An 11,021-nucleotide genomic window follows, 5' to 3' on the forward strand; every position below is an offset into this window, starting at 1 on the left:
CATGCGGTGCAGCAGCGACACCGTGCCCAGCGCGCCGGCGGCGAACACCACCTGGTCCGCCTCGACCACCGTGCGCCGGAAGCCCTGGGGGAGTCGGGCATAGACCCGCGACCTTATCGGGGCCTTCGGGCCCGCGCATCCCGAGCGACCCGGTTTGTGGAGAAGCCCTCACTCACCCGTTCGGGCGGCGCCGCCACCACAGGAGACCCGCCAGCCCGCCGACGGCGATCACCGCCACGGCCGCGCCACCGGCGATCGCGCCGGTCGACAGGCCGCTGTCCGCGGAGATCGGCACGACCGCGCCGGCCTCGACGGTCGCCTCGCCGGTCGGCGTGGAGCCCGCCGGAGTCGGGGATCGCGTGGCCGGCACCCGGGTCGCGACCGGCGGTGCCGGCGCCTTGTTGCTGAAGGCGTACTCACCCGTGAGCGCGTGGCCGTCGGCGGAAACCGTCTGCCACCGCACCGTGATCCTGCCGAGCGGCAGCGGCGACACCGGCGCCGTGACGGTCTTGTCGAGGACCGTCACGTCTCCGGTCCGGACGTCCTTGCCGTCCGTGCCGACCACCTCGACCTCGGTGCCGGCCCGTTTGATCAGCCCGCTGAAGGTCAGCGTCACCGCGGTCACCGGCCTGGTCACCGTCGCCTTGGCGGCGGGCACCGACCTGGCCAGTTTCGTGTGCGCCGCGGCCGGCGTGGCGGGCCCGACGACCACGAACAGCGCGATGAGCAGGGCGGCCGCGGTGGCGGCATGACGGCGCATCGATCCTCCCGGTTCGTTCCCGACACGGTAGCGGTTCGCCCGCGGCCGCCGGGTGTCGGAAGAAAGCGGGAACTTTCCGGGCCACGGCGACGACCGGTGTGACATCGGGCGGAGCGTCGGCGCTGGTGACCGTGTGGAGGAGTCACTGACCGATCGCCTCGACGACCTGGAGTGGTGGCTGCGGGTGCTCCGCCGCCCGGTCGTCGACCTGCTGGTGCCCGGGCTGCCGCCGGACCGGATCACCCGGTACGGCCCGCTGCCCCCTGTCGTCGTCGAGTGGTTCGCGTGGCACGACGGCGTGACCCGCGCCCCGGGCCAGGACCATCAGGACGTCGAGGTCATCCCGGGATACCTGCCGCTCGCGCTGGCCGAGGCCGTCGGGATGCGGCACGGGTACGAGGACGATCCGGTGCTGGCGCTCGGTGACGGCTGGCTCCCGCTGCTCGCCTCGGAGGAGGGCGACCTGTTCGCCGCGCTCTGGTCCGGCGAGCACGAGCCGCGGATCGTCGAGATCCGTTCCGGCGAGGCGACCCGGATCGAGTTCCCCGACCTGCCGGCGATGGTGGACCTGTTCGTCGAGTGCTTCCGCAGCGGCGGGTTCACGGTCGCCGACGACGGCCGGCTCTCCGCCGACCAGACCCGTTACGACGAGCTCTATGACGCTCTCATCGCCGGTCGTTGAGCCGGTGCGGCTCGAACGCGACCGCTGGGCGGACGGCCGCGCCGACCACCTGTGCGAAGCCGCGCCGACCCCCGCGGACCTCGAGGCCGCCGTGCTCGCCCTGGACCAGCAGCGGCACACGGAGGTCGTGGTGACCGGCCACGACGGCCAGTGGCTGGCCATCGCCGGCGGCGCCGGGCACTACACCGTGCACCTGGGTTCCGACGAGCACGACGACGTCATCGTCGTGCGCACGCCCGACGCGGCACCCGGGCGGGTGCCCCTCGTCGCGGCCGGCCGGCTCCGCCAGGTGCCCCGGCACGAGGTGGTCGACCTGGACACCGCGCTGCGGGCCGTCCGCGCGTTCGCCGAGGACGGCAGACCCGACCCGACGCTGCGCTGGGCGTCAGGCTGAGACCAGCGCCTCGGGCGCCGGCTTGCGCTCGTCGAGGCGGACCAGGGCGACGCCGGCGATGATCAGTGCGCCGCCGAGGATCTGGACCGGTGCCGGCAGCTCGTCGAGCACCAGCCAGGCGACCAGCACCGCGAACAGCACCTCGGTGAGGCCGACGAACGACGAGAGGCGGGCGCCGAGGGCGCGGGCGGCGGCGATGCCGGCCACGTACGCGACCACGGCCGCGACCAGCGACAGCCCGGCGACCGGCACCAGCCAGTTCACCTGGTGCCCGCCGAGGCTGACCTGGCCGAACGTCGCGTGCATCGGCAGCAGCCCGGTCGCGCCGAGCGCGACCAGCAGCACCGCGCCGATGGCCATGCCGCCGGTGGCCAGGGCCAGCGCCGGCACCTCGTCGTCGCCGGAGTCGCGGGCGCCGAGCACGAAGTAGGAGGCCAGCCCGACGCCGGCGAACAGGCCCCACGCGACGCCGGCCGGCGAGAGCCGCGCGCCGCCGCTGAGGTCGAGCACGAGGACCAGACCGACGATGGCGGTGACGGCGCCCGCGGCCGTCAGCGCGCGTGGCCGCTGGCCGTGCACCGCCCACATCCAGAAGACGACGAGCACCACACCGAGGTATTCCAGGAGCAGTGCGACACCGACCGGCAGGTAGCGGATCGCGTTGAAGTAGCCGACCTGGGTCGCACCGACGCCGAGCACGCCGAACAGCGTGATCCCGGTCAGGTTGCGGCGCACGGAGCCCCAGCGGCCGCGCAGCAGCAGCGCGGCGGGCACCGCCAGGACCACGGCCGCGACGCCGACCCGGGTCGCCACGGCGGCCGGTGTGCTCCAGCCGGCGTCGAGCAGCGCCCGCGCGAACGGGCCCGACGTGCTGAACGTCAACGCGGACAGCACGGCGAAGAGCAGGCCGAGCGAGCGGGCCGGTGGCATCGGAGTCCCCTGTCATGAGCAAAAGTGGATTACACTGATGACGCTAAGGGGAGGAGTGACAGGGGTCAAGATGGTTTTCACCCATGACACGGAGGCGGCGCTCGCGCAGACCGCGGCACTGGTCAACGCGCCGCTCGACGACGTCGCGGCGCTGAGCGCCTTCCTGCGCGAGCACCAGGACACCGGCGTCCACACCGGAACGGCGGAGGAGCTGGCCGAGGTGCGCGCCCTGCGTCCGCGGTTCCGCCGGTTCTGGGAGCTCGGCGACGACGAGCTGGTCGAGACCGTCAACACGATGTTGCGGGAGAGCGCGGCGCTGCCCCAGCTGGTCCGGCACGACGGCTGGCCCTACCACCTGCACGCGATCCCGCGGGAGGCGCCGCTGGCCGTGCGGATGACCGTCGAGGCCGCGATGGCGCTGGTCGACGTCGTCCGGGCGGCGGCGCTGGACCGCCTGCGCGTCTGCGCGTACCCGGACTGCGGCAACGTCCTCGTCGACCTGTCCAAGAACCGCTCGAAGCGCTTCTGCGACGGTGGTTGCGGCAACCGCGCCGCGGTCAGTGCCTACCGCGCCCGCCGTGCGGCCTTGATCCGTTCCCCGGAGCCGTAATACCGTCTTTCGATGTCGCGGAAGACCGGTAAGCCGTCCTTCGTCCGCCAGGCCGAGCAGGCCCGCGCCCGCCGCGTTCCGTTGGTCGCGTTCATCGCGAGCGTGGTCGTCGCCGCGCTGCTCGCCGGGCTGGCCGGTTTCCTGATCGGCAGACCCGACGCCACGACGCGGGCGATCGACGAGATCAGGGCGCAGGAGGCCAAGCGCGACGTCGAGCAGATCAAGGCGCTGACCACCGTCGCCCGCTCGTCGCAGCAGGCGCTGACCCCGCTGCTCGACGCGTTCGACGCCGCCGTCGAGAGTGGCCGGCCGGCCGACGCGGCGACCGTCGCGAGCTGGCAGCAGACCGTCAAGGGCCTGGTCTCCGCGCATTCCGAGAGCCCGTCGGGCACGACGGCGACGAACGTCGCCCGCGGCGGCTTCCGCGGCGCGATCTCCGACTTCACGACGGCGGTAGACCTCTACGCGACCGCGGTCGCCGGCCCGGCCGAGCAGCGCGCCGGACTCATCGCGATCGCCACCCGCGCCCGCACCGGCGCCGCGACCGCGTGGTCGGTCGCCGCCGCCCAGCTCGACCAGATCAATGTGGACGCCGGCCTCGGCCACCAGCACGTCTATCTCGAGACCGAGCAGGGCAGCGGTGCCTTCACCGCGGACGGCGAGGAAGAGGGCCACACCGGCCCTTGACGGTGATGGACGCACATCCCTAGTGTCATGAGTCACAGCATCTATGAAACGTTTCACGGCCAGGAGGTGCGATGCTGGCGCTGCAAGGGGTGAGCAAGTCGTTCGGCGCCGTGGCGGCGCTGCGCGACGTCGACCTCGAGCTGGTCGCCGGCGAGGCGCACGCGCTGGTCGGCGAGAACGGCGCGGGCAAGTCCACGCTGGTGAAGATCCTCGCGGGGGTGCACCCGCCGGACGCCGGCACGATCCTGCTCGACGGCGAGCCCGTCACGTTCAGCGGTCCCGCGGACGCCCGCGCGGCCGGCATCGCGGTGATCTACCAGGAGCCCACGCTGTTCCCGGACCTCTCGGTCGCGGAGAACATCTTCATGGGCCGCCAGCCGTTGCGCGGGCTGCGCCGCATCGACGCGGCCGCGATGCGGGCCCGCTCCCAGGAGCTGTTCGACCGCCTCGGCGTGCGGATGGACCCGGACCGCCCGGCGCGCGGGCTGTCGATCGCCGACCAGCAGCTCGTGGAGATCGCCAAGGCGCTGTCCACGAACGCCCGGTTGCTGGTGATGGACGAGCCGACCGCCGCACTGTCCGGTGTGGAGGTCGAGCGCCTGTTCGCGGTCGCCCGCTCGCTGCGCGACGGCGGCGCCGCGGTGCTGTTCATCTCCCACCGCTTCGACGAGGTGTTCGACCTCTGCGAGCGGATCACCGTGATGCGCGACGGCCGCCGGGTCGACACCGCGCCGGCCGCGGAGCTGACCGTGGACCAGGTGGTCCGCAAGATGGTCGGCCGCGACGTCGCGACGCTGTTCCCCAAGGTGGACACCACACCGGGCGAGGTCCGGCTCGAGGTGCGCGGCCTGACCCGGCACGGGTTCTTCGACGACGTGAGCTTCGCGGTCCGCGGTGGCGAGATCGTCGCGCTGGCGGGCCTCGTCGGTGCCGGCCGCAGCGAGGTCGTCCGCGCGGTGTTCGGCGTCGACCGGCCGGACGCGGGCGAGGTCCTGGTCGACGGCCGGCCGCTGCGGCCCGGTGACACGCCCGCCGCGATCGCCGCCGGCCTCGCGCTGGTCCCGGAGGACCGCCGCCAGCAGGGCCTGGTGATGGAGCTGTCGGTCGAGCGCAACACGACGTTGCCGCGGCGCTGGGCGCTGAGCCGGATCGGCCTGCTGTTCGGTGGCTCCGAGCGGCGGTCCGCGGCGACCTGGACCCGACGGCTGCAGGTCAAGGCGGGCCGCCCGACCGACCCGGTCGCGACGCTCTCCGGTGGCAACCAGCAGAAGGTCGTCCTGGCCAAGTGGCTGTCGACGGAGCCCCGGGTGTTGATCGTCGACGAGCCGACCCGGGGGATCGACGTGGGTACGAAGGCCGAGGTGCACCGCCTGCTCTCGGAGCTGGCGGCCGACGGGGTGGCGGTGTTGATGGTCTCCAGCGAGCTGCCCGAGGTGCTCGGGATGGCCGACCGGGTGCTGGTCATGCACGAGGGCCGGTTGGTCGCCGACATCCCGCGGGCCACCGCGGACGAGGAGTCGGTGATGGTCGCCGCGACCGGAGCCCGCCCGTGACCGCCCCGACCGCCGCGGGCTCAGGCGCCCCCGACAGCACGGCTGTCGTACAACGCCTCTTCGTGGTCCGCGAGCTCGGCATCGGCCTGGCCCTGATCCTGCTCGTCGGCGTCACGTTCGCGGTCAACACGCGCTTCCTGTCGGCGCAGAACATCAAGGACCTGCTGCTCAGCTCGACGATCCTGGCGATCCTCGCGGTCGGCCAGGCGATCGTCATCATCACCCGCAACGTGGACCTGTCGGTCGGCTCGATCCTGGGCCTGGCCGCGTTCGCCACGGGCGCGATGTTCCAGAGCGCGCCGGGCCTGCCGATCCCGGTCGCCCTGCTGATCGGCATCGCGCTCGGCGCGGCCTGTGGCGCGGTCAACGGCGGCCTCATCGCCGCCGCGCGGGTGCCGGCCCTGGTCGTCACGCTCGGCACCCTCTACGTATTCCGCGGCCTCGACTACACCTGGGCCACCGGCCGGCAGATCAACGCGGCCGACATGCCGTCGGGATTCCTCAAGCTCGGCACGCAGTCGGTGCTCGGCGTTCCGGTGCTCGCCCTGTTCGCGGTCGTGGTGCTGGTCGGCGCCGGCGTGTTCCTGCGCTCCTACCGCAGCGGCCGCGAGCTGTACGCGATCGGCTCGGACCCCGACGCCGCCCGCCTCTACGGCGTACCCGTCGGCCGACGGGTGTTCTGGGCCTTCGTCACCAGCGGCGCTCTCGCGGGACTCGCGGGCGTCCTGCACGCCGCCCGGTTCGGCACGATCGACGCGAACGCCGGCCTCGGCCAGGAGCTCAACGTGGTCGCCGCGGTCGTGGTCGGCGGTGTCGCGATCTTCGGCGGCAGCGGCTCCGTCTACGGCGCCGCACTCGGCGCGGTGCTGCTGACCACGATCGGCAGCGCCCTGCCGGTGCTCGGCATCAACCCGTTCTGGCAGCGCGCCGCGGTCGGCGTGCTGATCCTGGCCGCCATCGGCCTGGACCGGTCGCTGGCCGTCCGGCTGGCCCGGCGACTTCGAGGAGGCACCGACCGTGGCCGTTGAGACGCCGGTCCGCGAGCCGGTCACCCCGCCCCGCGCCCGGGCCCGCGGCGTGCTGGGCTCGTGGGACGTGCTCGTGCTGGTCGCCCTGGTCCTGGTGATCGTCGTCGGCAGCATGACCGTCGACGGCGTCGGCAACCCGCGCTTCTACCGGTTCGTGATCCTCGAGGCGATCCCGATCGCGCTGATCGCGCTGCCCATGACGCTGATCATCATCACCGGCGAGATCGACCTGAGCGTGGCCAGCACCGTCGGCCTGACCTGCAGCGTGCTCGGTCAGCTCTGGCACGCCGGCGTGACCTCGCTGCCCCTGCTGATCGCGATCAGCCTGGTGCTCGGCGCGGTGCTGGGCGCGGTCAACGGCATCTTCGTCACGGTGTTCGGCCTGCCGTCGCTCGCGGTCACGATCGGCACGCTGGCGCTCTACCGCGGCCTGGCCTACGTGGTGCTCGGCGACCGCGCGGTGGCCGACTACCCGGTCGACTGGACGCGGAACATGATCGCGCCGTTGCCCGGCACGGTGGTCCCGTGGTTCGTCCTCGTGGTCGCGGTGCTGGCGCTGCTGTTCGGGGTGCTGCTGCACGCGACGCCGGTCGGGCGGGCGCTCTACGCGATCGGGAACAACGCCGAGGCGTCCGCGTACTCCGGGATCGCGGTCATGCGCACCAAGTTCTGGTTGTTCGTGGCGACGGGTGTGGTCGCCGCGCTGGCGGGCGTCTTCTGGACGTTCCGGTTCGCGTCTGCCCGGGCCGACAACGCCAACGGCCTCGAGCTGTCGGTGGTGGCGGCGGTGTTGCTGGGCGGCGTGTCCATCTTCGGCGGTCGCGGTGGCCTGCTCGGTGTGGTCGCCGCGGTCGCGCTCCTCGGCACTCTCCGCAACGCGTTGCAACTGGCCGACGTCCCGGCCAACGCGTTGACGATCGTCACCGGAACGCTGCTCATCGCTTCCGTCGTCGGGCCCAACGTGGTGCGGATGGCACGCGGGCGGCTGCGTCGACGACCCCCTGAGGAAAGGACCCAACCATGAGGATCACAGGTGTACGCGTCGTCGCCGCGACCGCACTCGCGGCGCTGACGCTGGCCATGGGCGCCTGTGCCGACGACGGCGGCGACGCCGGCACCGGCTCGGGCAGCGGCGACACGGGCAACTCCACGGGCGCCATCAAGGAGGGCCTGAAGATCGCCTTCCTGCCCAAGCAGGTGAACAACCCGTACTTCGAGACCTCGGACAACAAGGGCGGCAAGTCCGCCGTCGAGGAGTTCAAGGGCACGTACTCGCAGACCGGCCCGTCGGAGGCGAGCCCGTCCGCGCAGGTCTCCTACATCAACACGCTCTCGCAGCAGCAGACCGACGTGATCGTGGTGTCCGCCAACGACAAGGACGCCATCTGCGGCGCCCTGACCGAGGCCAAGACCGCGGGCGCGAAGGTGGTCACGTACGACTCGGACACCAACCCGCAGTGCCGGGACGTGTTCGTCAACCAGGCGACCGCGGACGGCATCGCGAAGTCCCAGATCAAGCTGATCTCGGACGCGGTGGGTCCCGAGGGCGGCGAGATCGCGATCCTGTCGGCGACGGCGAACGCGACGAACCAGAACGCCTGGATCGAGATGATGAAGACCGAGCTGGCCAAGCCGGAGTACAGCAAGCTGAAGCTGGTCGACACGGTCTACGGCGACGACCAGGACGAGAAGTCGTTCCAGGAGGCGCAGGGCCTGCTGTCCAAGCACCCGAACCTCAAGGGCATCATCTCGCCGACCACCGTCGGGGTGGCCGCCGCCGCCCGTTACCTGTCCGGGTCCTCGTACAAGGGCAAGGTGCAGTTGACCGGTCTCGGCACGCCGAACCAGATGCGCGCGTTCGTCAAGGACGGCACCTGCAAGGCGTTCGCGCTGTGGAACCCGGCCGACCTCGGCTACCTGGCTGCCTACGCGGGTGGCGCCCTGGCCTCCGGAATCATCACCGGCAAGGAGGGCGACAAGTTCAAGGCGGGCAAGCTCGGCGAGTACACGGTCGGCAAGAACGGTGAGATCGTGCTGGGCGACCCGTTCACGTTCGAAGCGTCCAACATCGACCAGTTCGACTTCTGAGTCCGCTGTGGAGGGTGGCGTGCGCCGGGTCTGTTTCACGCTTCAGGTGAAGCCCGATCGGCTGGAGGAGTACCGGCGCCGCCACGCCGCGGTGTGGCCGGACATGCTGGCCGCACTACGGTCCGCCGGGTGGCACGACTATTCGCTGTTCCTGCGGGACGACGGTCTGCTGGTGGGCTACTTCCTGACCGCGGACCTCGACGCGTCCCTGGACGCGATGGAGGCGACCGAGGTCAACGCCCGCTGGCAGGCGGAGATGGCGCCGTTCTTCGCCGACCTGCCGGGCGGCCGGCCGGATCGCGGTTTCCTCGTGCTCGACGAGGTCTTCCACCTGGAGGTGTCGTGATGGCGGACCTGCACGCGCTGCGGGAGCAGCGGATCGAGACGGCGTCGTGGGCGTTCGGGAATTCGGGTACGCGGTTCAAGGTGTTCGCGCAGGAGGGTGTGCCGCGGGATCCGTACGAGAAGATCGCGGATGCGGCGACGGTGCATCGGTTCACGGGGGTGGCGCCGACGGTGGCGTTGCATATTCCGTGGGACAAGGTTGACGATTACGGGGATCTGGCGGGGTATGCGAAGGAGCGTGGGGTCGGGCTCGGGACGATCAACACGAACACGTTCCAGGATGATGATTACCGGTTGGGGTCGGTGTGTCATCCGGACGAACGGGTGCGGGCGAAGGCGTTGGCGCATGTGTTGGAGTGTGTCGACATCATGGACGCGACGGGGTCGCGGGATTTGAAGTTGTGGTTCGCGGACGGGACGAACTATCCGGGGCAGGACATTATCCGGGTGCGGCAGGACCGGCTCGCCGCGGCGCTGGCCGCCACGTATGAGCGGTTGGGTGCCGGGCAGCGGATGTTGGTGGAGTACAAGTTGTTCGAGCCGGCTTTTTACACCACGGATGTGCCGGACTGGGGGACGGCGTACGCGCATTGTCTGGCGTTGGGTGAGCGGGCGCAGGTGGTGATCGATACCGGGCATCATGCTCCGGGTACGAACATCGAGTTCATCGTGGCGGTGTTGCTGCGGGCGGGGAAGTTGGGTGGGTTCGATTTCAACTCGCGGTTCTACGCCGACGATGACCTGATGGTCGGTGCGGCGGATCCGTTCCAGCTGTTCCGGATCATGTCCGAGATCGTGTCGGCGGACGCGTTGCGGGCCGACGCGGGGGTGGCGTTCATGCTCGACCAGTGTCACAACATCGAGCCGAAGATCCAGGCGGTGATCCGGTCGGTGTGCAACGTCCAGGAAGCCACCGCCAAAGCGCTGCTCGTGGACCGGTCGGCGTTGGCCGCCGCGCAATCGTCCGGTGACGTGCTGGGCGCCAACGACGTGTTGATGGACGCCTACCACACCGACGTGCGGCCGATGCTGCGCGATCTACGCGCCGACATGGGCCTGGACCCCGACCCGATCGGGGCCTACCGGCGCTCGGGGTATTTCGAGACGGTCAGGAGCACTAGGGTGGGCGGAACGGCCGCCGGATGGGGCGCCTGAAATCGGGGAGTGCACACCATGACCGTCACCGACTGGACCGAGGACACCGCCGGCAACGGCAACTACGCCGAGGTCAACGGCATCAACCTCTACTACGAGCGGCGCGGCTCCGGCCGACCCCTGATCCTGCTGCACGGCGGGCTCGGTTCGGGCGAGATGTTCGGCCCGGTGCTGGGGCAGCTGGCCGCCGCGCACGAGGTGATCACCGTCGACCTGCAGGGCCACGGCCGCACGGCCGACATCGACCGCCCGATCACCCTCGCGGACATGGCCGCCGACATCGCGGCGCTGATCGACCACCTGGGGCTGGACCGCCCGGACGTGGTGGGCTACTCACTGGGCGGCGGCGTCGCCATGCAGACGGCGTCCGACTACCCGGCGAAGGTGCGCAAGCTGGTGATGGCGTCCATCTACCTGACACCGGACGCGGTCTACCCGGAGCTGCGGGCCCAGCAGGGCCAGGTCAGCGCGGCCGCCGCGGAGTTCATGGTGGATACCCCGATGTACCAGCTCTACCAGAAGGTCGCGCCGCGCCCCGAGGACTTCCCGCGCCTGCTCGACAAGATCGGCGCGTGGATGATGCAGGACTTCGACTACACCGAGCAGGTACGCGGCCTGAGCGTCCCGACCATGATCGTGGGCACGGACGCCGACCAGGTCCCGCCGTCGACCTTCGCGGAGATCTTCGCCCTCCTCGGCGGCGGCCGCGCCGCGGACCTGCTCGGGCGCCGGCGGATGTTCGTCGGCTGGCTGGTGGTGTTCATCGGGTTCTCGGGCCTCGGCGGGCTA

Annotated in this window: 13 protein-coding genes; 11 read left to right on the plus strand and 2 right to left on the minus strand. The window is 71.3% G+C overall.

The annotated features are described in order from the left end of the window. Positions 1-172: 172 nt before the first annotated feature. Positions 173-760 (minus strand): copper resistance CopC family protein, encoded by a 588-nt coding sequence (locus AB0H87_RS30445; protein WP_360153208.1) that lies wholly within the window; start codon positions 758-760, stop codon positions 173-175. A 133-nt stretch (positions 761-893) separates the two neighbouring features. Here AB0H87_RS30445 and AB0H87_RS30450 point away from each other — a divergent pair, with 133 nt between their 5' ends. Both AB0H87_RS30450 and AB0H87_RS30455 read left to right on the plus strand, forming a co-directional pair. Next, complete coding sequence (locus AB0H87_RS30450; RefSeq protein WP_360153211.1) at positions 894-1,442, plus strand: hypothetical protein; 549 nt, start codon at positions 894-896, stop codon at positions 1,440-1,442. Continuing rightward, complete coding sequence (locus tag AB0H87_RS30455; protein ID WP_360153214.1) at positions 1,417-1,836, plus strand: Imm1 family immunity protein; 420 nt, start codon at positions 1,417-1,419, stop codon at positions 1,834-1,836. The genes AB0H87_RS30450 and AB0H87_RS30455 overlap by 26 nt, the downstream gene beginning before the upstream one ends. Here AB0H87_RS30455 and AB0H87_RS30460 read toward each other — a convergent pair. After that, positions 1,828-2,766 carry a DMT family transporter gene (locus tag AB0H87_RS30460; protein ID WP_360153217.1) on the minus strand — a complete coding sequence of 313 codons (939 nt, stop codon included), beginning with the start codon at positions 2,764-2,766 and terminating at the stop codon, positions 1,828-1,830. The two genes, AB0H87_RS30455 and AB0H87_RS30460, sit on opposite strands and share 9 nt — an antisense overlap. Before the next feature lie 70 nt (positions 2,767-2,836). On the opposite strand from AB0H87_RS30460, the gene AB0H87_RS30465 reads away from it, so the two are divergent. The 9 genes from AB0H87_RS30465 to AB0H87_RS30505 all read left to right on the plus strand — a co-directional run. After that, positions 2,837-3,376, plus strand: coding sequence for a CGNR zinc finger domain-containing protein (locus AB0H87_RS30465; RefSeq protein WP_360153220.1), 540 nt, complete (start codon positions 2,837-2,839; stop codon positions 3,374-3,376). 12 nt (positions 3,377-3,388) lie between these two features. After that, on the plus strand, positions 3,389-4,063 hold the full coding sequence (locus tag AB0H87_RS30470) for a hypothetical protein (RefSeq protein WP_360153223.1): 675 nt from the start codon (positions 3,389-3,391) through the stop codon (positions 4,061-4,063). Positions 4,064-4,134: 71 nt separating this feature from the next. Continuing rightward, on the plus strand, positions 4,135-5,616 hold the full coding sequence (locus AB0H87_RS30475) for a sugar ABC transporter ATP-binding protein (RefSeq protein ID WP_360153226.1): 1,482 nt from the start codon (positions 4,135-4,137) through the stop codon (positions 5,614-5,616). Continuing rightward, a complete protein-coding gene (locus AB0H87_RS30480; RefSeq protein ID WP_360153229.1) occupies positions 5,613-6,644 on the plus strand; it encodes an ABC transporter permease in 1,032 nt (343 codons plus the stop codon). The genes AB0H87_RS30475 and AB0H87_RS30480 overlap by 4 nt, the downstream gene beginning before the upstream one ends. Next, positions 6,634-7,668 (plus strand): ABC transporter permease, encoded by a 1,035-nt coding sequence (locus tag AB0H87_RS30485; protein ID WP_360153232.1) that lies wholly within the window; start codon positions 6,634-6,636, stop codon positions 7,666-7,668. Before AB0H87_RS30480 ends, AB0H87_RS30485 begins: the two co-directional genes overlap by 11 nt. Next, positions 7,665-8,732, plus strand: coding sequence for a rhamnose ABC transporter substrate-binding protein (gene rhaS / locus AB0H87_RS30490; RefSeq protein ID WP_360153234.1), 1,068 nt, complete (start codon positions 7,665-7,667; stop codon positions 8,730-8,732). Before AB0H87_RS30485 ends, rhaS begins: the two co-directional genes overlap by 4 nt. A 19-nt stretch (positions 8,733-8,751) precedes the next feature. Beyond that, positions 8,752-9,078 (plus strand): L-rhamnose mutarotase, encoded by a 327-nt coding sequence (locus tag AB0H87_RS30495; protein ID WP_360153238.1) that lies wholly within the window; start codon positions 8,752-8,754, stop codon positions 9,076-9,078. Further along, a complete protein-coding gene (gene rhaI, locus AB0H87_RS30500) occupies positions 9,078-10,232 on the plus strand; it encodes an L-rhamnose isomerase (RefSeq protein ID WP_360153241.1) in 1,155 nt (384 codons plus the stop codon). Before AB0H87_RS30495 ends, rhaI begins: the two co-directional genes overlap by 1 nt. Before the next feature lie 18 nt (positions 10,233-10,250). Next, on the plus strand, positions 10,251-11,021 hold a 771-nt coding region (locus tag AB0H87_RS30505; RefSeq protein ID WP_360153244.1), incomplete at its 3' end, for an alpha/beta fold hydrolase.

Origin of the sequence: Asanoa sp. NPDC050611 (assembly GCF_040654855.1) — a bacterium.
Classification (GTDB): Bacteria; Actinomycetota; Actinomycetes; order Mycobacteriales; family Micromonosporaceae; genus Asanoa.

Coding starts and splice junctions, on each gene's coding strand:
- AB0H87_RS30445 (WP_360153208.1), bottom strand. CDS start 760: ATGCGCCGTCATGCCGCCACCGCGGCCGCCCTGCTCATCGCGCTGTTC.
- AB0H87_RS30455 (WP_360153214.1), top strand. CDS start 1,417: ATGACGCTCTCATCGCCGGTCGTTGAGCCGGTGCGGCTCGAACGCGAC.
- AB0H87_RS30460 (WP_360153217.1), bottom strand. CDS start 2,766: ATGCCACCGGCCCGCTCGCTCGGCCTGCTCTTCGCCGTGCTGTCCGCG.
- AB0H87_RS30465 (WP_360153220.1), top strand. CDS start 2,837: ATGGTTTTCACCCATGACACGGAGGCGGCGCTCGCGCAGACCGCGGCA.
- AB0H87_RS30470 (WP_360153223.1), top strand. CDS start 3,389: ATGTCGCGGAAGACCGGTAAGCCGTCCTTCGTCCGCCAGGCCGAGCAG.
- AB0H87_RS30475 (WP_360153226.1), top strand. CDS start 4,135: ATGCTGGCGCTGCAAGGGGTGAGCAAGTCGTTCGGCGCCGTGGCGGCG.
- rhaS (WP_360153234.1), top strand. CDS start 7,665: ATGAGGATCACAGGTGTACGCGTCGTCGCCGCGACCGCACTCGCGGCG.
- rhaI (WP_360153241.1), top strand. CDS start 9,078: ATGGCGGACCTGCACGCGCTGCGGGAGCAGCGGATCGAGACGGCGTCG.